Source organism: Dyadobacter diqingensis (assembly GCF_024220585.1).
GTDB lineage: Bacteria > Bacteroidota > Bacteroidia > Cytophagales > Spirosomataceae > Dyadobacter > Dyadobacter diqingensis.
Genome location: NZ_JAMXKF010000001.1, coordinates 563497 through 586560, shown reverse-complemented (window position 1 = coordinate 586560; position 23064 = coordinate 563497). Strand labels below are relative to the sequence as shown.

General features: G+C 43.3%; 19 protein-coding genes. 9 read left to right on the top strand and 10 right to left on the bottom strand.

Annotated features, from left to right (window positions below; genetic code table 11):
• Positions 1-167: 167 nt before the first annotated feature.
• The 3 genes from M1L62_RS02395 (at position 168) to M1L62_RS02385 (ending at position 6633) form a co-directional block, all read left to right on the top strand.
• A complete protein-coding gene (locus tag M1L62_RS02395) occupies positions 168-2657 on the top strand; it encodes a TonB-dependent receptor (protein ID WP_254411403.1) in 2490 nt (829 codons plus the stop codon).
• 254 nt (positions 2658-2911) lie between these two features.
• The gene (locus M1L62_RS02390) at positions 2912-3361 is read left to right on the top strand and encodes a response regulator (RefSeq protein WP_254411402.1); all 450 of its coding nucleotides are present in this window, start codon (positions 2912-2914) and stop codon (positions 3359-3361) included.
• A gap of 71 nt (positions 3362-3432) precedes the next feature.
• Entirely contained in the window at positions 3433-6633 is a 3201-nt protein-coding gene (locus M1L62_RS02385; RefSeq protein ID WP_254411401.1) for a PAS domain S-box protein, read from the top strand.
• An 84-nt stretch (positions 6634-6717) separates the two neighbouring features.
• Here M1L62_RS02385 and M1L62_RS02380 read toward each other — a convergent pair whose 3' ends face one another.
• The 3 genes from M1L62_RS02380 to M1L62_RS02370 all read right to left on the bottom strand — a co-directional run bounded on the left by M1L62_RS02380 (position 6718) and on the right by M1L62_RS02370 (position 10028).
• On the bottom strand, positions 6718-8853 hold the full coding sequence (locus tag M1L62_RS02380) for an alpha-amylase family protein (protein ID WP_254411400.1): 2136 nt from the start codon (positions 8851-8853) through the stop codon (positions 6718-6720).
• A gap of 101 nt (positions 8854-8954) precedes the next feature.
• Positions 8955-9812 (bottom strand): DMT family transporter, encoded by an 858-nt coding sequence (locus M1L62_RS02375; protein ID WP_254411399.1) that lies wholly within the window; start codon positions 9810-9812, stop codon positions 8955-8957.
• Positions 9813-9827: 15 nt separating this feature from the next.
• Entirely contained in the window at positions 9828-10028 is a 201-nt protein-coding gene (locus tag M1L62_RS02370; protein WP_254412058.1) for a YwbE family protein, read from the bottom strand.
• 428 nt (positions 10029-10456) lie between these two features.
• Here M1L62_RS02370 and M1L62_RS02365 point away from each other — a divergent pair, with 428 nt between their 5' ends.
• The gene (locus tag M1L62_RS02365; protein ID WP_254411398.1) at positions 10457-11635 is read left to right on the top strand and encodes an MFS transporter; all 1179 of its coding nucleotides are present in this window, start codon (positions 10457-10459) and stop codon (positions 11633-11635) included.
• Here the strand turns inward: M1L62_RS02365 and M1L62_RS02360 are convergent, their stop codons facing one another.
• A complete protein-coding gene (locus M1L62_RS02360; RefSeq protein ID WP_254411397.1) occupies positions 11636-13873 on the bottom strand; it encodes an FUSC family protein in 2238 nt (745 codons plus the stop codon).
• A 199-nt stretch (positions 13874-14072) separates the two neighbouring features.
• Here M1L62_RS02360 and M1L62_RS02355 point away from each other — a divergent pair, with 199 nt between their 5' ends.
• From M1L62_RS02355 to M1L62_RS02340, 4 genes are read left to right on the top strand one after another with little or no spacing between them, the layout of a single operon-like run.
• Positions 14073-14654 carry an HPP family protein gene (locus M1L62_RS02355; RefSeq protein WP_254411396.1) on the top strand — a complete coding sequence of 194 codons (582 nt, stop codon included), beginning with the start codon at positions 14073-14075 and terminating at the stop codon, positions 14652-14654.
• A gap of 45 nt (positions 14655-14699) precedes the next feature.
• The gene (locus M1L62_RS02350; RefSeq protein ID WP_254411395.1) at positions 14700-15971 is read left to right on the top strand and encodes a chloride channel protein; all 1272 of its coding nucleotides are present in this window, start codon (positions 14700-14702) and stop codon (positions 15969-15971) included.
• A 45-nt stretch (positions 15972-16016) separates the two neighbouring features.
• Positions 16017-16499, top strand: coding sequence for a GNAT family N-acetyltransferase (locus M1L62_RS02345; protein ID WP_254411394.1), 483 nt, complete (start codon positions 16017-16019; stop codon positions 16497-16499).
• Between the two features lie 11 nt (positions 16500-16510).
• On the top strand, positions 16511-17068 hold the full coding sequence (locus M1L62_RS02340; RefSeq protein WP_254411393.1) for a GNAT family N-acetyltransferase: 558 nt from the start codon (positions 16511-16513) through the stop codon (positions 17066-17068).
• Positions 17069-17254: 186 nt separating this feature from the next.
• On the opposite strand, the gene M1L62_RS02335 is transcribed toward M1L62_RS02340, so the two are convergent.
• From M1L62_RS02335 to M1L62_RS02315, 5 genes are all read right to left on the bottom strand, one after another.
• Positions 17255-17692, bottom strand: a complete 438-nt coding sequence (locus tag M1L62_RS02335) for an organic hydroperoxide resistance protein (protein ID WP_254411392.1) — start codon at positions 17690-17692, stop codon at positions 17255-17257.
• 29 nt (positions 17693-17721) lie between these two features.
• Positions 17722-18168 (bottom strand): MarR family winged helix-turn-helix transcriptional regulator, encoded by a 447-nt coding sequence (locus tag M1L62_RS02330; protein WP_254411391.1) that lies wholly within the window; start codon positions 18166-18168, stop codon positions 17722-17724.
• 133 nt (positions 18169-18301) lie between these two features.
• Positions 18302-18826: a ferritin gene (locus M1L62_RS02325; protein ID WP_254411390.1), complete on the bottom strand. Its 525-nt coding sequence runs from the start codon at positions 18824-18826 to the stop codon at positions 18302-18304.
• 112 nt (positions 18827-18938) lie between these two features.
• On the bottom strand, positions 18939-19286 hold the full coding sequence (locus M1L62_RS02320) for a hypothetical protein (protein WP_254411389.1): 348 nt from the start codon (positions 19284-19286) through the stop codon (positions 18939-18941).
• A gap of 195 nt (positions 19287-19481) precedes the next feature.
• Positions 19482-21155, bottom strand: a complete 1674-nt coding sequence (locus M1L62_RS02315; protein WP_254411388.1) for a glutamine--tRNA ligase/YqeY domain fusion protein — start codon at positions 21153-21155, stop codon at positions 19482-19484.
• A gap of 260 nt (positions 21156-21415) precedes the next feature.
• On the opposite strand from M1L62_RS02315, the gene truA reads away from it, so the two are divergent.
• On the top strand, positions 21416-22150 hold the full coding sequence (truA, locus tag M1L62_RS02310; RefSeq protein ID WP_254411387.1) for a tRNA pseudouridine(38-40) synthase TruA: 735 nt from the start codon (positions 21416-21418) through the stop codon (positions 22148-22150).
• Positions 22151-22270: 120 nt separating this feature from the next.
• Here the strand turns inward: truA and M1L62_RS02305 are convergent, their stop codons facing one another.
• A complete protein-coding gene (locus M1L62_RS02305; RefSeq protein WP_254411386.1) occupies positions 22271-23020 on the bottom strand; it encodes a DUF1835 domain-containing protein in 750 nt (249 codons plus the stop codon).
• Positions 23021-23064: the final 44 nt, after the last annotated feature.

The window sequence follows — 23064 nt, the reverse complement described above, 5'->3', positions numbered from 1 at the left end:
GGATTACTTTGAAACATTGAAAGATGCAAAATAAAACAGGCCGGGATATGCGCAGGTATGGCTTTATCAGAATATTGGGGTATTCTCCATAAATATTCAGAGTAAATCCAGTGGTTTTGTGGGTTTTAGTAGAAACATAAGCATACAAACCCCTATTGAGTATTTAAATGAATCGATCGTTACAAACAATGGCAGGCCCGGAAGAGAATTTTTTTGCAAAAAGATATAACCGGTTAAACCGGCGGTTCAGTGTATCCATAGTTTTCACACTATTGATTATTACTTCTTACAGTTCATTTTCGCAAACAGCCAACAAGTTATCCGTAACCGGAAAAGTGACGGATAATCAAAACAGTTCTGGTTTAGGTTATGCCAGCGTCCGTTTGTTTAATGTTTCGGACAGCACTTTTATTACCGGAGCAATTACGGATGAAACGGGGGCCTTTGTTATTGAGGTAAACGCGGGAAATTATTATGCACTGTCGGAATTTATCGGATACAATGCGCACAAAACTTCTGGCGTGACGGTGTCTTCAAAAAATTCGCCATTGCATATCGGTACGATTAAACTGACTGCCTCTGCAAAAACGCTGAATGAAGTGGTGGTGCAGGGTGAGAAGAGCACAATGGAGCTCTCATTGGATAAAAAAGTATTTAATGTGGGAAAAGATCTGGCAAATGCTGGTGGAACAGGGGTAGATATCCTGACCAATATTCCGTCCGTAGCGGTGGATGTGGAAGGGAATGTAAGCCTGCGAGGTAGTAATAATGTGCGTATATTAATTGACGGTAAACCTTCCGGACTCGTAAGTCTGAAAGGAGGCAGCGGTTTGCAGCAGTTGCAAGGCAGTATGATTGAGCGTGTTGAGATCATTACAAATCCGTCTGCACGATATGAAGCAGAGGGTATGGGAGGGATTATCAATATCGTTTTGAAGAAAGAAAGGAAAGAAGGATTTAATGGTTCTTTTGATATCATCACCGGACATCCCACGAATTTTGGCGCTGCGGCGAATGTTAATTACCGTAGAAAAAACCTGAATTTCTTTGTGAATTATACCGTTTCTTACCGTAATACACCAGGAAGAAATTCTCAAAACCAGCAGCTTTTCCGCAACGATTCGACTTTCATAACACTAAAAGAAATGGAAAGTCGTCTGAAAGGACAGAACAACAGCGCACGTGCCGGGATCGATTATTATTTTAATGATCAAAATGTACTAACCGGGTCTTATACCTATCGTCTGAGCAAAGGAAAAAGGTTTTCTGAGATTAATTACCGTGACTATTTATCGAATTTAAGCAATCTTCAAAGTACAACCTATCGTACGCAGGACGAAACCGAAACGGAGCCGAATTCGGAATATGCATTAAACTATAAGAAGACTTTCAAAAGAAAAGGACAGGAACTGACGGCAGATGTCCGGTATCTGGACAACTGGGAAGACTCGGATCAGTATTACAACGAGAAATCTTTTAAGCCCGATGGCAGTGCTTCGGATGTGCCGCCGACTTTGCAGCGCGCGGTTAACTATGAAACTGAGAAACAACTTTTGTTCCAGGTTGATTATGTGCATCCTTTTGGCAAAAGCGGAAAACTGGAAGCGGGTGCCCGAAGCAGTTCGAGAGATATGACCAACGATTATACGGTCACGCAGAAAAATGATGATGGAAGTTTTAGTCCTATTCCAGGGCTTACCAACGACTTTTTATATGAAGAAAATATCAACGCGGCTTATGGAATTGTAGGAAATAAAACCAATAAATTTTCCTATCAGGTTGGTTTGCGTGCAGAATGGACGGGTGTGACGACGACTTTGAAACAGACCAATGAGATTAACAAAAGGAAATATGCCAATTTATTTCCCAGCGTACATGCCACTTACGACTTACCGCGCCAGCATGCCCTTCAGCTAAGTTTCAGCAGACGTGTCCGCCGTCCGCAGTATAACGATTTGAGTCCTTTCATGACTTATAGCGATAACAGAAATTATTTTAGCGGGAACCCGGATCTTAACCCTGAATTCACGAATGCGTTTGAGTTCGGGCATATTAAGTACGTGGAAAAGGGCTCAATCAGTTCTTCGATTTATTACCGTCATACCAATGGTAAAATCATAAGTATCCGCAGGGTTGAGGAAAATGGGAATTCTTATACAAAACCTGAAAATCTGGGGACTGAAAATTCTTACGGGGCTGAGTTTACAAGCTCTTATTCCTTTTATCAGTGGTGGAAAATGGATGGAAGCTTGAACTTTTTCCGTGCGATAACCAATGGCACCGGACTGGACGAGAGTTTCAAAAGTGACACATATAGCTGGTTTGTTCGCGCGACGTCGCGATTTACATTATGGAAAAATACGGATTTGCAGCTGCGTGGAAATTATGAAGCGCCTCAGCAAACCCCGCAGGGAAGACGCAAGTCCCTGGCGACGTTGGATATCGCCGCAAGCCGCGACATTTTAAAAAACAACGGAACACTGACGCTAAGCATAACAGATGTCTTCAATTCACGTAAATACAGGTCCATATTGGAAGGGGCGAACTTTTACACTACGACCAGCTCGCAGGGACGATTAAGACAAATAAACCTGACACTGAATTACCGTTTACATCAGGCCAAGAAAAAGAAAGAGCTGGTAGAGGGAGAGTATTAAGACAGGTTTTCGGGCAGGGCAGATCAGTTATTTTTCGTAGCTGCGTGTTTTGGTAACGATCTGTTTATCAATGCTCAAATTCGAATATGTTCGAAATAAAGTTGTATTGACAATCGTTAATACTTAATTCCTGATATTTTTTATTTCAAAACACGCACATTTCCGTACCATTTGTTGTTCATTCAAACTGATGATTAGTAACTTGTCAGGCGAAAGATAAACTCGACGTTAAGAAAGAACTAAATACTCCTATTATGAATGAAGGTGCAAGAAAATATATATTCCTGGCTGACGACGACGAGGACGATTGCCTTTTGTTCGAAGACGCATTGAGAGAAGTAAGTGCTTCGACAGAGCTTACTATGGCCAATGACGGAGTTGAGCTGATGACAATTTTAGGTAAACTTGTCCCTCCGCCGCCTGATGTTATATTTCTTGACCTCAATATGCCGAAGAAAAATGGTTTTGAATGTCTGGCAGAAATTCGAAATACGCAAAGCCTGAAAGATATACCCGTGGTTATTTTTTCAACAACAGGAGAAGAAGAGGCGATTGACCGTCTTTATGCGCAGGGAGCCAACTATTTTATTAAAAAACCGGGCTCTTTTCCTAAATTGAAAATGGCCATCCAGCAGATCCTTGCAATTGACTGGACAAAAAATAGTTTGAATACTTTTAAAGAAAATTTTTATTTTCAATTTTAGAATCTCGCCATTGGCTGAATGCCAGTAGGTATTTATAGCTTATTCATTTAGTGGGAAAATAGGATTGAAGTATGGATTTACTCGAACTGGATTTTGAGAGAGCCAAGGCAAAGCACCTTTTATTTAAAACCAATCTGAGATCTATTTTATACGGTATTGCGATCGACGAAAAGTCGGTCGTGGATCATCGTGAGTGTGCGGTTGGGCAGTGGATTTACAGTTATGCACTTGAAAAATACGGACATGTTCCGGAGATGCAGGATCTGGAAAAAGTACATGAGAAACTGCATCGATATGCGTTTGAGCTTGTTCGGTTCTACAAACAGGGCGATATAGAAAAAGCGAGGGAGGGGCTTGCCACGATCGAACTAATTTCCAGCAATCTGATGACGCTGCTTTCGGTAGTAGAACTTAAACTGAAATCCGGTAACGAAGGGCAAAAACCAATCGGCAATGAGCTGACCATTAACTACAAGGAGCTGCTGCAACTGCACGATACGCTGCTGACGCTGGATGAGCGCATCAGGACGGAAATGGACAAAGCCAACGAGGTGAGAAAAAAGGTAGAGGATAGCGAAAGCAGGTTTCGTAACACCATGATGCAAGCGCCGGTGGGTATGACCATTCTTAGGGGCCCGCAGTTGATTGTGGAGATGGCCAATGATACTTATCTTCAGATCGTCGACCGGCTGGAATCTGAGATTGTAGGCAGGCCTTTGTTTGACTCTTTACCGGAGGTCGAAACCGCTGTAAAACCAATTATGGATGGTGTCCTGCAAACCGGCATTCCCTATTACGGTAATGAGTTTGAAGTGACGCTCGTTCGCGCAGGCCGTGGACAGCAAGCCTTTTTCAACTTTGTTTATCAGCCGCTTCTGGAAACGGATCTTTCAATCAGCGGTATCATCGTAGTGGCAACAGAGGTAACGCAGCAGGTCAGGGCTAAACATGCATTGCAGCAAAGTGAAAATCAGTTTCGTAACCTTGTGACGCAGTCGCCTTTTGCGAAAGCGGTTTTTGAAGGGGAAGATATGGTGATTACAATTGCCAATGAAACCATGCTCCGCGATTTGTGGAAAAGAGAATTGCACGAGGTACAGGGTCGGAAACTTCTGGATGTTTTCCCGGAACTGACAAATCAGAAATTTCCTGAAATATTACATGAGGTATATACCCGGGGCGTTACGCATAAGGAAAATGAGGCAATTGCCTATGTGGAGAGCAAAGAAGGTACCAAAAAATACTACCTGGATTTCCAGTATGCGCCCATGTTTGATCTGGAAGGAGCCGTAAGAGGCGTACTGGTTTCTGTCAATGACGTAACGGAAAAAGTTGAGGCCAGGTTGCTTATTAACGACTCGGCAGAGCGGCTAAGCCTCGCCACAGAGGGTACGCAGCTGGCGACCTGGGATCTTAATCTTGAAAACCGACAAATTGTTTACACACCACGACTTAACCAATTATTTGGTCAGGACGAGTCCAAAATTCTTACGCATCAGGCTTTAAGAGATCAGGTTCATCCTGACGACCGGGTGAATATTGTTGAAAAGGCTTTTGAAGCTGCCTTAAAGACCGGTACTTATTTTTATGAGGCACGGGTTATTCATCCCGACCAATCGGAGCATTGGATCAGAACACAAGGGAAAATTATTTTTGATCAGGACCATAAGCCGTTGCGGATGCTAGGAACGATGATGGACATTACCCAGCAAAAACGGGCGGAGCGAATTATCGAAGAAAGCGAAAAGCGGTATCGTGATCTGATTCAGGCTTTGCCGGTGGCAGTTTATACGGTAGATGAAAAAGGCTTGATCAATCTTTTCAATGAAGCCGCGGCAAAATTGTGGGGACGGGTGCCCGAGCTTGGGAAAGAGTTATGGTGTGGGGCTTATGAGCTGTACACGCTGGATGGCGTACTTCTTTCCCGGGAAAACTGTCCAATGGGTCTGGCTTTAAAGGAAAAACGTGCGCTGAATGTAGAGGCCTATGTCAAATGGCCGGATGGAAATATCCGTCACGTGATAGAAAATCCGAAACCGATCCTGGATAGCAGTGGAAATATCACCGGAGCTTTGAACGTGGTAATTGATATCACGGACAGGAAAATGGCCGAGTTTGCCCTGCGCACAAGTGAGGGTAAATTCAGGACGCTTGCTGATTCCATGCCGCAGTTTATCTGGACCGGTGATACGGAAGGTAATCTGAATTATTATAACCAGTCGGTTTTTAACTATTCCGGGCTGACCTATGACCAGCTTGAAAAGGACGGTTGGCTGCAACTCGTCCACCCGGATGATAGGGAAATGACGATTCGTCTTTGGAAAAAGGCAGTTGCAACAGGATATGATTTCATCTGCGAACATCGCTTTCGTAATGCTGACGGAACATATCGCTGGCAGTTAAGCCGCGCTATCCCGCAGAAAGACGCACAGGGGGTTATTCAGATGTGGGTTGGGACGGGTACTGATATCCATGACAGTAAGCTGTTTATTGACGAGTTGGAATCCAAAGTTCAGCAGCGTACAAGGGAGCTCACGGTGATTAATGATGAGCTTGTTAAAACCAATATTGAGCTGGGACAGTTTGCCTACGTCGCCAGTCACGATTTGCAGGAGCCGCTTAGGAAAATACAGACTTTTTCCACCCGGATCATGGAGACTGAGAAGGAGAATCTATCGGATCGGGGTAGGGACTATTTCAACCGGATGCAGGCTTCATCGACGAGGATGCAGCAGCTGATCGTTGACTTGCTCGCTTTTTCAAGGGCAAATGCCGTAGAGCGCAACTTTGAGCTGACAGATCTGAATCGTCTGTTGAATAATGTCACTGAGCAATTGCAGGAAAGCATCCAGCAAAAAGGTGCGACGATCATTGCCACGGATTTGCCTGAACTTCATGTAATTGTTTACCAGTTTGAGCAGTTGTTTACCAATCTGATCACTAACTTTTTGAAATTTGTACGAGCTGGCGTTCGTCCGGAAATGCGGATTACCTCAGGCTTTATCATGGGGAATCTTATTAATGTTCCGGAGGCAAACCCGGATAAAAACTACCTGTATATCTCCTTTGAAGACAATGGAATCGGTTTTGATCCCCAGTTTACCGACCGGATTTTTCAGGTCTTTCAGCGGCTACATAGTAAAAATTCATACGAGGGAACGGGAATCGGTTTGGCAATCTGCAAGAAAATAGTCGATAACCATCAGGGGCTGATCACGGCTATCGGTCGGCCGGACGTTGGAGCCACATTTGTGATCTACTTTCCACGTTAATCTTTCTTTACGTCATCAAACTATTTTGTAATCAGGATTTTACTTTCGCAAAACGAGGTGTAATCTATTCCCGTAGATTTTAACTCATTTGTCGATAACAATGCCATCGAAGGCTCTCAGTTTATCAAGGTTAAATTCCAGAAACCCATCTTTCCAGGTAAAATTAACCGGGCGCTGATTTACCATGGAAAACATTTTGGATGGCTTGAAATCGGATTGAATCCTGAATTTTAGCTGCTGTACGGGAAGTGGCGAAAAGTAAGTGTTTCCGCTGAAACCCGTCAGGTTAACCAGGTGCATGATCATCCCGTTTTCACCAGCCGACAGGTTTTGCTGTCCGTTGTTTTTCGTATATTTTTGAAGAATTACTTCCACTCTGGCCGGCGCATTGGTTTGAATAATTTTATTCGCATCGGGATAGATATAGTCAATCAGGTCGAGAAGAATATTTTTATGTTCCTCATAACCATGCATATAATAAAGCCGGCCAAGGTTAACGGGTAGTAGAACGGCCTTGCTTTTAGGGTGGTTTTTAATGCCAACTGCAAAATAACCGGTCGGTTCGTGCCCTCCGATGATTTCCGGCGGACCAGGTCTTCCTTTGGATAAAACAGGCAAGAGCGTTTGGTCAGCTGACTTAAAATCATAAAGCCCGAGATTGAATTTCCAGAACAGCATTTTCTGTTTTGAAAAACGCTTGAAAATGGATTTGTTATCGGGTTGCAGATAATTCCCGCTACCTTCGTTTTCATTGTTTACAATCTTCGCTCCAAACAAGTCAAGCAACGTTTCTGGCGTATCGAAAAGAGTCTTGTTGGTTGCAATCAGGTTGGTGCCCTGTTTCACGGCGTCTTTGAGAACGCGCAGCGATTCCTTGCTCAGATACGTAATTTCGGGCAAAATAATCAGGCGGTAATTTTTCACTTTCGCTTCCAGATTCCCGATCTGCGCGTCTTCAATGATATCAAAAGGAATATGCGATTCTTTCAGCATCAGCAAAATACCACGGTATTCCTGCATCGTTGGACCGCTTGGCCATGAGCCGGGTGCTATTACCGCAATTTTCGCAACAGACTTATACTTCCCGAAATAAGGCTCATGTTTTTTATGGTGTGCGTACACCTCTTTGATAACCTCGTAATTTCGCTCGTCCTCGTAACCGCGCATGTCGCCCATCATGCTGATATCCAGTCCCGAACCGTTGGCGATGTTTTCGTATAAACGAATCCTGACTTCTTCGGGCTCCACGGCATTGTAGCGCGACTGGAAAGAAATCTGCTGGATGCTGCTGTTGCTGATCACGTGGTTGGGGTAGGAGCTGACAGCGTTTCCAACATTATCAGAAGCCGTGTACGGCCAGTAAGGCAATACCGTGCTGCTCTGCGACTCATGACGGATGATGTCAACATACTTATCCATGTAAGTACAAATCGCAATTTTGCTGTTTTTGCTTTTAATCAGCGTGTTAAGCCGGTGCGACCAGTCTTCAATGGTGAATTTTTTAAATTCCAGATATTTTTGAAACAAGGGATCTGCCTTATTCTCTTCCGTAGGCAATGCCAGGCCCTTGCTGTATTCGGCAAAGCGTTTTTTGTCATAGTCGTTCTGGTCAATGCCATGGTACTTCCCTTCATAGGGATTGTTGACCTGATAACCGGGCATATTTAAAAAAATACCGTCGATCGGGAATTTGTCAATAACTTCTTCGATGATGCGAAAAGCTTTTTCCTGTACGTAGGGCGCGTTTATCGAAACCACGTACATGTCGGTATTGATAATCCGTTCGCCTTTCGGAGAAATATAACACCAGTCGGGATGGGCCTTGAAAATACTTTCCTGAACCCGGCTGAAATCAAAACGGACGATCACACGAATGCCTTTTTCGTGACATTTCCTGACAACATCAGCTAGCATATTGTTATTTTTCAGAAAAGGGTTCCGGTAGTGAAAATCCAGATCAGAAGGGTAAAAAGCCATAATGCCGCCCGCGTTGATCAGCAGCGTATTGGCCGAAAAGTTTTCGAGGTCTTTTAGCAGAGAATCCGGATGAAGTGTCGCGGCTTCATAAGCGGGTAAATTGGTCTGGATGACGCGGAGATTATTCTTTTTCCACCAGGCACTGGTATCGCTTTGTTGAATCGGCACCGGAGCTTTTTGTGCAAAAAGTGCCGTATTCAACATTAAAAAATAAGCCAGCATTATCAACGGGTTGCTTTTCATTACACGCCTTATTAAATCTTTTTTAGGAAAAGAATAAATGTAATAAAGACGCTTATTCGGGAATATACTCGTTTAAAACACTGGTAGCATTGTGAAAACGATCAGGAGACTTTTTTCTTCATAAAGGTAATCCCGATGCCGATCAGGATGATGATGCCTCCGACGATCATCTGAAAGGAAACTTTCTCGTGAATGAAAATCCACGCCAGAAGTCCCGTTACAATCGATTGGCTAAGAAGGCTTAATGATACCCGTTGCGCGTCAAGTTTTTGAACGGCATAACTGATCGTGAGCCAGCCCAGAAGCTGACAAATCAGTCCTTGAATGCTTAACACACCCCAAATCGTTGGCGTAAAATGCCATAGCGGCTGTTGCGTCAGGAGGCAGATGATCAACAGGTAGACACTGGAAATAGCCATACTGTACGTCATGAAACTGACAATATTGATCCGGTTAAGTACCCTTTTGCTGACGATCATATAGCTGGCATAGAGCAAACCCGACGTGACGGCCATCAGAAAACCTTTGTCAAACTGCATCCGGGTGAAAGTATCCAGCCCCATCAGAATGACCATGCCGGCCAGTGCAACAATTGTCCCGATCCAGAATTGCCTGGCGGGGCGGTCGTTCAGGAAAATGGCCGAGCCGATACCCACCCAAACCGGAGATAAGTTGGTAAGTAAAGTGGCCTGCGTTGCGTTGGAATAATGAATCGAAAGATTCCATATGGCAATGTCGCTGCCAAATAAAATCCCGCATATGAAAATAGGAAGCCATAACGATCCCTCTGGTTTTTGCAGCTGTTTTTTGAAAAGAACATAAGGTAACAGAAAAACCACAGCAATAGCCATCCGGTAAAATGCAGAGGAAATGCCCGATACCGGAGCCCATTTGACCAGCACCGGAAAGATGCTGATTGCAATGACACCGATGAGTAAGCTTATCCGAGGATTAAACATAATTTGCGTTTTCTGTTACCCGATAATTTTCACACGGCCAACTTCACCGGTAGCCAGCCTCACTTTGATGCCATGCGTATGTTTGGGAGCACTCGTCAGAATATCTTTTACAATGCCTTTTGTCAATTTACCAGTGCGTTGATCCTGTTTTAAAACGATAGAAACAGAAAGTCCCGGATTAATATTTCTCCGTTCTGTGCCCGATAATTCATTCATGTTTTCGACTTTTTTACGATTGGTAACGAAATTTTCTTCAAAAGTAAGACAAATCGGCGCGGCGGCATAATCTTCACCCCGATTCATTCATTAATGACTATAAAATTATATTTTTCCAATTTTTTAGAATAAATGCAATGTCGGTTTATTAATCGTTTGTTAACACTTTTTGTAATGACTGCACACCGGATCAGATAAATCCTTTCTGTTCTTCAAATGTTTAAATGAATTTTCGCTGAGCGAATTCCCTCAAATTTTCAAATTGAACACATTTTAAACCTGACGCGTTACAAATTGAAAGAAACTGTTTATGCTGTGACCCTTTGAGGTTAATCAGGCCAGACCAGGATAAACCATCCTGAATGTAGTTTGATTAATTTTAACAAAACCAAGATTCGCGGCAGTAGTATTTGTAATTGAAGATTGAAATGAAAAAGAGTATTTTGACATTAACCCTGGGTGGTTTTGGTATCGGTATGACGGAATTTGTGATCATGGGTATTTTACCGGATATCGCTAAATCTTTGCAGATAACAATTCCCGAGGCCGGTCATTTGGTGTCTGCCTATGCACTGGGTGTGGTGGTGGGAGCGCCGTTATTAATCGGGTTTACCGGAAGTAAGCCGCCAAAAACTATTTTGCTGGTTTTAATGTGCCTTTTTACTGTTTTCAATACGTTATCGGCATTTGCTCCGAGTTATGAAATGCTGTTGATATCCCGCTTCTTCTCGGGTTTGCCCCACGGTGCCTTTTTCGGGGTAGGTGCGGTTGTAGCCGGCAGACTTGCTGATCAGGGAAAAGAAGCAAGGTCGGTTTCTCTGATGTTTGCAGGATTAACAATTGCCAATTTAATCGGCGTGCCGCTGGGGACTTTCATCGGGCATCATATCAGCTGGCGCATCACTTTCATGATCGTTGGTATCATCGGTTTACTGACAACCACAAGCATTAAACTGTGGATGCCAGCGCTTTCGGTAACCAATACCAAAGGTTTGCTGAGTGAACTGAAATTTTTTACACGTCTTGATGCCTGGCTGATCGTGCTGGTTATTGCCATCGGCACGGGCGGATTTTTTTCATGGTATAGCTACATCGCTCCTTTGCTGACAGAAGTTGCCGGATTTAATGATGATTCCATTATGTACATTCTGGTTTTGGCCGGGCTGGGCATGGTTGTGGGTAATTTTATTGGCGGAAGGCTGGCCGATAAGTTCTCGCCGCTTTATACCTCTGCGGCTTTGCTGCTGGCCATGGTGCTTTCATTGACCATGGTATATTTTGTATCACATAATCAAATCCTGACACTGATTTCAACATTTATTACCGGGGCAGTGGCTTTTGCAATGCTCTCGCCGCTGCAAATGCTGATGATCAACACGGCCAAAGGCGCCGAAATGCTGGCCGCTTCGGTTAGCCAGGCCAGTTTTAATATTGGCAACGCGCTCGGTGCCTATCTCGGCGGTCTGCCTATTGCAGCCGGTCTGGGTTACAATTCGCCTGAATGGGTTGGTGCCAGTATGGCTTTGGGCGGGGTGCTGGTTTCACTGGTTTTGATGCTGCATTCAAAACGCAGCAAAGAAGAAGTTCCGCAATTACAACCGGCCTGATCAGGCCTTCCCGTCAGCAATTTTGTGCAGGATCTTGATCTCATCGATGGTGATCGTGCTGATTAGCTCGAACAGGCCATTGATGGTTTTAAGGTCCGACAATGCTTTTCTGGCCGGTGACTGTGCCGATTTTTCAATACCCATTTCTTTGATTTCCTTCTTCCGGACCGATAAGAGCTGTATCAGCTTCTGGTTTTGAGGAAGGGATTCTTTTATAATCTCCAATCCTGCATTTTCCTTTTTATCCAGTACCTGCATTGCCGATTCAAACTGCCGGTCTATCTGTCGTACCATGGGTTTGAATTCTTCTGAAAAATAGGTTTGTCCAACCGTCTGGGCATAGGTCGACAGGGATGCAATGTAGGAAGTAAGCATATGGCTTGTAGCCACAAACTGGTGATGTTCTTCCATTTTGACCTGCTGCTTTTTAGGTTCCGAAAGCATTCGCTGAAAGTTATCTGACAAGTTTGCCATTGCAATGATCGCCTCTTTTCTGTGAAGTTTAAGCTCATGAATGTCCAGTGAGGCACCCGTGAAAATCAACGAAACATTGTCAAAATATTTCCGGTTTGCATCAAGCGCCGCCCGCATGTACTGGTTAATTTGCGTGTGTTCCCAGACGGGCAGTACATAAGCCGAAACAAAATAAGAGATAATAGAACCGATCACGGTATCAATAACGCGGTCCTGCAACACCGCGGTGATGTGCTCAGGATTTAAAAAATTAAACCAGAGCAGCACATAGAGCGTGATGCCGATGGAAGCAATGAAATAATTGATCTTAAGAAAACTGTATGCCGAAATCATCGCCAGCATCATAATGATGAAGATGATGGTATCATCCTTGATCAAATACAAAGTCATAAAACCGGCAAATGCGCCGACCATTGTACCGGCGATCCGGTAGAGATTCCGCTGTTTGGTGATACTGAAAGCAGGTTTCATGATGGTTACGATCGTCAGTAAAATCCAGTAACCGTGGCCAACACTAAAGAAAAGGGAAACCAGAAAACCGATGATCAAACCGATCGTAATCCGGAGAGCATGTCGGAAATGACTGGATTTCAGCGAAAGGTTATCCAGTAAAATTCTTGGATGATATTCTTGCTTGGTTGTGAAATCGTCAATTTCAACATTCAGGTTATATTCATTGCCAAGGTCTGAGTCGTACCTGGTGGCCCGGTGCAGTTTTTTTACACGCTCGGTAATGTCCTGTAAGCTGTTCAGAATCTGGCGCAACATGATAAAATCCTCGATGTTATCATGCGTCATCGTTCGTTCCCGGATACTGTCAAAAGTCCGCTGACATTTGTTGAAAGCTTCGTCAAGATCGTGTTTGGGTTTGGAAGGAAAACCACTTTGTACAGCCAGCCCGATGTGCTGGAGTTCGGCGGCTAGCCAGGTGATATAGGTGCCAAACAGCCGGAGGATTTTGGTATGGTCAAAAGCGCGGTGCAGGTTGGAATAATTTTGCTGCGAATTGATAATGCGCTCCATCAAATCGACGCTGTCCAGAAACATCAGCATCAGAATCCGGCTGGTATTGGTAGACTCCGTTACGATCTGACGGGTTTTGAACAAAATTTCCCGTAAGGTTTCATGGTTTTCCCGCAGGATAACCTGCTGATGAATCATCTGGTTAAACAGCTCGTCGTAGTCCGGTTTTGCAAAATAATAACCGGCTTTGACAGAAAGCAGTTTGCCGAGCTCCACGAAGTTTTCGCCAAGCAGCTGCTGGATCAGTTTGTAAGGACGGATTTTTTGAAGGACAAGGAAAAGAATAAGGTACCAGATTCCACCCGCTGAGAAAATCAGGGCATTTTTCAGGACAGTATCGCCGCTCATGTGGTTATCGACATTGAACACAAAAACGAGCAATGCGATCAGCCCGATGCTGTTTGCCCGGTTGCCATAGACCCCGACCAACGAGAAAAACATCCCGAAAAGAATAATTTCAATGAAGGCGATGAAATGGATATGTCGCAGATAACCCGTAGCGCAGGCTACAAGGAAACAGGTTACGATGGCGATCGTCAGCGAATTTCTTCTGCGATGCAGGGGACCCGGGTTATCCGTGGTGCCGATCAGTAAGGTTCCAAGTGGAAAGGCAATGAAATCACTTAATACGCCGTAGTGATGAAATATCAGGCACGGAATTACGGCTCCCAACGTGAGCCTGACGCCCGTGTAGAGATAATGGCTGGAAATAAATTTTCTAAACTCATCAAGGTAATTCATGCAAAACGGTAAACAGTGACTAATTCTATGCTTCCAATATCCGCTTTAAGTTTGACAAAAACGATACCTGAACAGAATAAAATTTCCACTTATGGACAGTCGGCGGACAGATTATAAAATTTTGTAGAAACCGTGCCGAACCATAAATTTGGGAACGTGGTTCTATTTAATAGATTTTGCAAAATAATTTGTATCGGTTTTGAGAAAACGATTAAGAAAACACGCGAGACTGGCGCGTTATGTTATTTACAAGGAGACATTAATTGATTTTAAAGATCACTTCTGGACTTTTCTGGGCTCATTTGCGGGTATCGCTTTAATCGGTTTATTAAACAAGGAAAACTTCTCACACACCGATAATCTTTTTCTGATCGGTTCCTTTGGCGCTTCGTCTGTGTTGATTTATGGTATTGTTAACAGTCCCCTTGCACAGCCGAGAAATCTGGTTGGAGGGCACGTGATTTGTGCTTTTGTAGGCGTCACGGTTCATTATATCATTCCCAATGAAGTCTGGCTTTCCTCTGCTTTTGCGGTTTCTCTGTCGATTGTGGCGATGCAGATGACCAAAACCCTGCACCCTCCGGGCGGCGCTACGGCACTGATTGCCAACATCGGATCCGAGAAAGTTACCAGTCTTGGATACCTTTATGTATTAAGTCCGGTTTTATCGGGCGTACTTATATTGTTACTTGTTGCTTTGGTCGTTAATAATATGACTTCTCACCGGACCTATCCTAAAAATAAACTGTGGTACAAAATCTGGAAACGCAGATACAGATAAATCCGCCGCATTGCTTAATAAATTGATTTACAAGATTCAGAATTTATGACTACAAGTACAACGTCTTCTTACCGGCTGAAAAAAGCCAGGAGGACAATGGCTGTGTTGGGAGCCGCCGCGATTATCGGTGTTTTTTCAGCTTTGATTGCCGACACGTTAAAAGTTATTACAGAACATTATGAACACGACTTTGTACACCGGCTTAAAGAGAACAAGTATCTGATTTTCCTGCTGCCGTTTATCGGTTTTACGACCATTCATATTTTACGGCATTTTCTGTTTCGTAACAAACCCAACAAGGGTATCAAGGAAGTAATCGATGCGATCACCAGGGATGGAAAAACTTTACCTGCATACAAGATTCCTTCCCATTATTTCAATGGATTTTTGACAGTGATTTTCGGCGGTTCGACCGGTATCGAGGTTTCTACGGTGGTGGCAACGGCGTCCATCGGCGCATTGTCCAGTCATAAAGTAAATCATCTGAACAAGTACCGGACCGATCTGGTTTGTGCCGGTTTGGCTGCGGGTGTTACAGCATTGTTCAATGCGCCTATTGCCGGTTTCATGTTTGCCTTCGAGGTTTTTACAAAAAGGCGGAAAAAAACGCACCTGGCTTCACTGGTTACGGCCATCCTGACTTCTTATGTACTGACCAAATATTTTTTCTACGAAAAGGTTTTCACTTTTAATATAACGGAATGGCATAATGAAGCCTTCCCGTATTTTATTTTGCTGGGTGTTCTGGCCGGTTTTAACTCGGTTTTTCTCACTAAAAGTGTATTGTTTTTCAAGAAATTTTTTGGCTCCCTGGGCAATGATTACATCAAAATATTGTCGGGTTCGCTGATTATTTCGACGATGCTTTTCTTTTTTCCAAGTTTATATGGAGAAGGTTATTCGGGTATCAAAAATCTGACTTCGGTTGCGGATCCTGAAAGTCTATACCTGCTTTTGCCATTTGTCATTGTGTTGTTTCTTAAACCCATAGCGACTTCGATCACGCTCGGCGCCGGTGGGGACGGAGGGGTATTTGCACCCAGTTTGTTTATCGGTGCGTTTTTAGGACTGATCACCGCCTTAACCTTGAACTACTTTTTTAACCTGGGGCTTATTCCGCTGAACTTCATCGTAATCGGTATGGCCGCTGTTTTGAGTGGAAGTATACATGCGCCGCTTACCTCTATTTTTCTCGTTTGCGCCATCGCGGACAATTATATTCTATTTATTCCAATTGTTATTGCGTCACTGATTTCCTGGTTTGTAGCGCATTTTATCTTTCCTTATACCGTTTATACCTATAAGGCAGCGGCGTAAAATAAGTCGGACAGTAAGTAGTATTCTCATTTTTTAACTCAGTTTATGCATATCAGAAAAGCTATTGATCAGGATCGTCATGAAGTTTGGGAGATTTTTACTGCGGTAATTCAGACCGGGGACACATATGTTTTCGCGCCTGATACGCCCAAAGAAGACCTTGATAAAATTTGGTTTGCGTCCTACATGGAAACCTATGTTTTGGAAGATAACGGTGAGATACTTGGGACGTATGTAATTAAACCGAACCAGATTGATTTGGGATCACATATTGCCAATGGTTCCTACATGGTGCATCCGAAAGCGCAGGGGAGGGGGATCGGTAATTTGCTGTGCGAGCATTCGCTGATCGAAGCAAAACGTTTTGGGTTTAAGGCCATGCAGTTTAATATTGTGGTAAGTACCAACAAGGTGGCCGTTAAACTTTGGCAAAAACATGGTTTTGAGATCATCGGTACAATTCCGGAGGGATTTAACCATTTGGAACTTGGCTATGTTGATGCCTATATTATGTTCAGAAAACTGTAAAAAACCAGGATATGCTCATTCTAAGTTTTGATAAATTTCCTGTTCTGGAAACAGAACGGCTGATTTTGCGCGCGATTTCTCAGGGAGATGTTCCTGCCATGTTTTATCAGCGTAGCAAGAGAGAGCTTATGGAGTATATCTCCATTCCCTTACTCAAATCAAAACGGGATGCAGAGGATCTGGTCAAGAACTACCAGTTTTTGTTTGAACAGAAAATCAGCATCAGCTGGGCTATTACCGTAAAGGGTAGTCCGGAAATGATCGGAACGGTAGGCTATCCTAGAATAAGTAAGGAGAATTACCGGGGCGAAATCGGATATTCGCTTGACCCGGCTTATTGGGGTAAAGGATATATGAATGAAGCGGTTGGAGAGGTTTTGAAGTATGGCTTTAATAACCTTAAATTCCATCGGATTGAAGCGGTTATCAATCCGGAAAATGCTGCATCGGTGAACCTGGCTTTAAAACATGGATTTGTAAAAGAGGCTTATTTTAAAGACTATACATTTTTCGATGGCGAGTTTTGGGACACAGCAGTTTATTCCCTGCTTGCCAGCAATTATCGGTAATGCTTGAGTAATTTCTTATTTTAGTGAATGATATAAAATTAAACGAGAAAGACCGCCGGTAAGCCACGAGCGGTCTTTCTTGCTTATAATGGGTTATTCCTAAGCGTTGCTAAAAATAGGATTTGGGGAAAGACTCTACCGCCTCCAAATCTGAAAGCCGACCGCCGAAAACCGACCGCCAAACTGCTATTCCACAATTGCTTCAACGGTCGTTATCAAAGTTACCTCTACATTTCCGCGGGTGGCGTTTGAGTAAGGGCAAACCTGATGTGCTTTTGCGATCAGGTCGTCGGCTACGGATTGTTCAACGCCGGGAATATTGGCTTCCAGTGTCACCACCAGACCAAAACCATCTGCGTCATTTTTGCCAATTCCAACATGAGCCGTTACCGATGTGGTACCTGTTTTAATCTTGCTGCGTTGGATAACCAGATTAAGTGCGCTGTCGAAACAGGCCGCGTAACCCGCTGCAAATAATTGTTCAGGATTTGTGTAGTTATTGTTTGCGCCGCCCATTTGTTTTGGCAGGCGTACTTCCAAATCTAAAATACCGTCTGATGATGTAACTTTTCCATTTCTTCCGCCTGTTGCTGTTGCCGTGGCGGTGTATATTGCCTGAATCATAACGTTAATTTTTAGTTTTATTTATCTGTTTAATTGTTGTGAACCGCTTCCAGTTTATTGATTTTATCCAGCAGACCTGCCGCAAGCGTCCGCATTTCCCTTAATTCTTTGTCGGAAAGATCCAGGCTGCATTTAATTTGCTCAGGGATTTCAGAGGCTTTTTCTTTTAATTTTTCACCCGTCTCGGTCAGAGAAATGATAACGACACGTTCGTCTTCTTTCAGGCGGGTACGAACCAGTATTTCCCGGTCTTCCAGCTTTTTTAACAGTGGAGAAAGCGTGCCTGAGTCCAGCATAAGCTTATGGCCGAGTTCTTTCACTGAAAGTCCGTTTTCTTCCCAAAGGACCATCATCACCAGATACTGAGGATAAGTGAGTCCTATTTTTTCCAGCAATGGCAGATAATGACTCGTGATTTTCCTCGACAGCGCGTAAAGCGGGAAACAAAGTTGATTTGATAATTTTAACAGTTCCATATCGTCCTTATTGATTTTGTAAAATTAAATTGCATACAATTAAATTGCAAGTTTTTGATCGATTATTTTACCACAAGGCACAAAAAAAAGCTGCATCGTGGTGATACAGCTCTTGAACCAATATTTTTTAATCTTATTCTTCTGAACCGATTTTTGCGATAGCCTTGTCGATTTGGTAACGGCCTGTTCCTTCTTCGCCGATTACATCGAAAAGTTCAACGGCACGACGTGCGTTATCTTCTTCTTCGATTTGCTCGTTCACGAACCACTGAAGGAAGTTTTCAGTAGCGTAATCTTCTTCGCGACGGCTCTGTGTAACGATACGGTTGATCGATTGTGTTACACTGATTTCGCTTTGAAGAGCAGTTTCAAATACACTTCTGAATGACGCGTACTCTTGTTTTACAGCAGGAACTTCTGGTGAAACAGCTGTGCCGCCAACAGTCATGATGTAGTTGAAAATTTTTAGCATATGTCCGCGTTCCTCGTCGGACTGTTTAAGGAAATAAGCAGCGCTATTTTTGAAGCCATTGCGGTCGCACCATGAAGCCATCGCTAAATATTTAGCCGAAGCTTCTGCTTCCATTTTAACCTGGTTGTTCAATAATATCTCTATTTCTTCTTTTAAAGAAGTGCGGGCTCTAAGTAGATCTCTCATGGTATTTCTGTTTATCATTTGAAGTAATAAGCACAAATATCATAGGAAAGTTCGTCATTACAAGACGTACTTATAAATTTGGAATTGGTCTAATATGAAGGCCGTCAGCTATTTAGACTAATTCTGACTCTACATAAAGGATGGAATGAAGCAAAGAGTTAAGCTCAATAGCGAAGTGTGTTCCGTTCACAAGTTCGCGTAGCTGGATCAACTCGCAAAGCGTAAGCTTCTGATTGATATTCAGTTGCGGAGCTTCAACAAATTCAAAATCAGATTCATCCGAAAGGTCGAATAACCTGCTTTTGATATCAATATTATTTACAAAACGACGGAAGTTCAGGAAGTCCTGGATGCGGAAAGAAGCAACCATTTCTCCAAAATGAATTACAATTCTTGAACTATTATCACACTGAAAACTGAAACCTTTTGAGGTACTGAACAATTCATTCGGGTGCTTCACTGTAACTGGCATTTTATATATAAACCTGAATCTGGCACAAAGATAAATCGGAAATTCTAAGGAAGCAAGAGTTATTTAAAACCAATCTAATTATATGGAGTGATTTTTTGCAAAAAAAACGTCGTCCACTTTTTCAAGTAAACGACGTTCAATCCAAGTGGATATCAACGGCTAACTCCTAACGGCTAACAGCTTTTATTTCTCGCCAGCTTTCGCCCAGTTATCACGTAACGTCACAGTACGGTTGAAAACCGGTTTTTCGGTTGTGCCGTCAGGATCTGCTGCGAAATATCCTTTACGTAGGAACTGGAATGATTCGCCTGGTTTGGCATCGCGCAAAGCAGGTTCGGCATAACCGGTGATGATATTCAGCGAGTCAGGATTGATATAATCTTTGAAATCACCTTCTTCCGAAGAAACATTTTCTACGGAAAACAGGCGGTCGTATAAGCGTACTTCTACCGGCACGCCATGCTTCGCAGAAACCCAATGCAGCGTTCCCTTTACATTGATGCCTGTGGTGTCCTGGCCACTTTTACTGTTTTCGATATAAGTACAATGTACTTCGGAGATCTCGCCGTTTTCGTCTTTAACGACCGATTCAGCCTGGATAATGTATGCGCCTTTCAGACGGACCATTTTGCCAGGAGCAAGCCGGAAATATTTTTTAGAAGGAACTTCCATAAAGTCCTCTCGTTCGATGAAAATCTCGCGGGTGAACAAAATTTCACGCATGCCGGCAGCAATATCTTCCGGATTGTTTTCGCTCAGACAAGTTTCTGAAAGTTCTTCCGGGAAGTTGGTGATCACTACTTTTAATGGATCAAGAACTGCCATTCTGCGCAACGAGGTCTTGTTCAGATCTTCCCTTACACAAAATTCAAGCAAACCTACGTCGATCATGTTCTCACGCCTTGCCACACCGATACGGTCGCAAAAATCACGAATACTTGCCGGTGTATAACCTCTTCTGCGCAGACCGCTGATGGTCGGCATCCGTGGATCGTCCCAGCCGTTTACATGTTTTTCCTGTACCAGTTGAAGTAATTTTCTTTTGCTGGTAACAGTATAATTCAGGTTGCGGCGTGCAAATTCGTATTGATGCGAAGGGTATATTCCCAGTTGCTCAATGAGCCAGTCGTATAATTCACGGTGAGGAACAAATTCCAGCGTACAGATGGAATGCGTTACTGTTTCGATCGAATCACTTTGTCCGTGCGCAAAATCGTACATCGGGTAAATGCACCATGTATTGCCGGTACGGTGGTGATGCGCATGTTTGATACGGTAAAGGATTGGATCACGCATCAGCATATTTGTGTGCGCCATATCAATTTTGGCCCGCAAAGTCCGGCTCCCGTCAGGAAACGTACCGTTTTTCATCTGTTCAAAAAGTAGACGGTTTTCTTCAACGGAACGGTCACGGTAAGGGCTGTTTTTACCCGGCTCAGTCGGCGTGCCTTTCAGCGTTGCAATCTCCTCAGAGGTCGAATCGTCAACGTATGCCAAACCTTTATGAATCAGCTGGATGGCATAACCATATAAAGTATCGAAATAGTCAGAAGCATAAAGCTCGTTTTCCCATTCGAAACCCATCCAGCGGATGTCGTTTTTGATGCTTTCAACGTATTCTGTGTCTTCCGTCGTAGGATTTGTATCATCAAACCGCAGGTTGGTATAACCTGGGAATTTTTTAGTTAACCCAAAATTCAGACATATACTTGAAGCATGACCAATGTGCAGATAACCATTCGGCTCAGGAGGAAAACGGGTAATAATTTCCTTGTACTTTCCCGCTTGCAGGTCTGCCTCGATGATCTCTTCAATAAAATTCAGGCTTTTTTCTTCTTTTTTCTCTTCCGTAATCATACAGTACTGGAAATAATTTCAATTGTCAAAGTTAATGTTCTTCACGTCAACCCCGAAATAATTTGCAGGCTTTCCATGAAATATCTGTTTTATTCAAGAAAGTAAAGTGAAAATGATATGATTATACGCAACTTTCAAACTTTGCTTAATAGTATGTAACAAGTATTTTATAGATCTGGTGCCTTGTTTCAGGTAATAATCCAGGAAGAAGCCGTACCCGATGAAACGGGAAACTCGCTACTTTCTTTTACTTTTGTGGTATGCGTTATTTTATTGAATTCAGTTATAAAGGAACAAATTACAGTGGCTGGCAGCGGCAAAACAATGCCATTTCGGTTCAGCAGTTGCTCGATGAGGCACTGTCGCTTATCCACCGGGAAACCATTGAGAGTGTAGGCAGCAGCCGAACAGATACTGGTGTTCATGCCGAGCAGCAGTATGCGCATTTCGACACTGTGAATGCAGTCAAAGACTCAGATTTGCTAACCTATCGCTTAAACAGTCTTTTACCCGCTGACATCGCTGTTCATCGTATTTTTGAGGTTGAAGAAACAGCACATTCGCGTTTTGATGCTTCATACCGCCGTTATGAATACCGGATTGTCAGTCGGAAAAATCCTTTTTTGAGCGGTGAATCGCACATCTTTCATAAGCCCCTGGATATAACGCGAATGAATGAAGCAGCAGCTCTGCTGCTTACACACAAAAACTTTGAGAGTTTTAGTAAAATACACACACAGGTAAATAACTTTTTATGTGACATCACCCTGGCCAAATGGTTTGAAAAGGATGGGATATTGATATTCAGTATCCGGTCAAATCGTTTTTTACGCGGCATGGTGCGTGCGCTTGTAGGGACACTTTTGGAAGTGGGGACGGGCAAAAAAAGTAAAGAAGATTTTGAAAAAATAATTCTGGCTCAGGACAGGAGCAAAGCCGGGCCGCAAGCTCCGCCAGAGGGTTTGTTTTTAGTTGAAGTGGGTTATCCGGATTAGAGCGAGCGAGAAGAAGTCAAGATTTGAAAACGGGGACGCCAAGTCTTGACTTCTTCAGAGGCTTCAAAAAATCTGGCTTCTGTGAAATTTCGATTGATTTATCTCATTTAAAAAAATAGCTCAGCTATTGATCTCTTCCAGCAGTTTCTCCACCTGCCAGTCTCCAAACCCATAAATTCCTTCCTGTTTGCTGAATTCTCTGAAAATGATATTGAAATCAGCGGTTTGTTTCTCCTTCATAATATCTTTCAAAACACGCTGCGGCCGGTTGTTGCTGCGATCTAATTGCGCCTGAACGACCATTCCAAGCAATGGAAATTTCTCTGATTTAACCGTAGATAAGGTGGCCAGTGCTTTGCTGTCATTGTTTTGATAAGCAGTCCATAGGTCATTAAACAGATCAAGATCAGTCGGAGAAAGAGGTAGTTTATGTTGATATGCCTCGGCCAGTAAATGGTGGTCCATCATACCAAATCCCCGCCAGTCAGGTTCTTTTTCATTTATATCGGGCTTGATGATATACGCCTGGATTGAATCAGAAACGGGTTTCAAAAGAGAAACACAAAACCAGAAATTGATTTGACAGAATAAATCGTCCTCAAACCAGAAGTTCACCTCGGAACCGGCAGGAATCGCTTTTATCCTGGCAAATTCGGAAGCGACATCATTAAAGTACACGTCTGTTTCTTCATGGTACGTTTCCTGAATGAAATCAGCGCGGGTTTGACAAAAATCTTCGAAGGTGTCACCTGCTACCGGACCGTCGATCAGGCATTCTCTTGCGATGATAATTTCACCGGTCAGAATATCGGCAGGAAATTTATCCAGTAATGCGTCGCCGTTAAGGACGTGAAAGGTTTTTATTGACATTTGTTGAAGTTTTTGCTGTTTGTTTACCCGTCCTACGGCAAAAA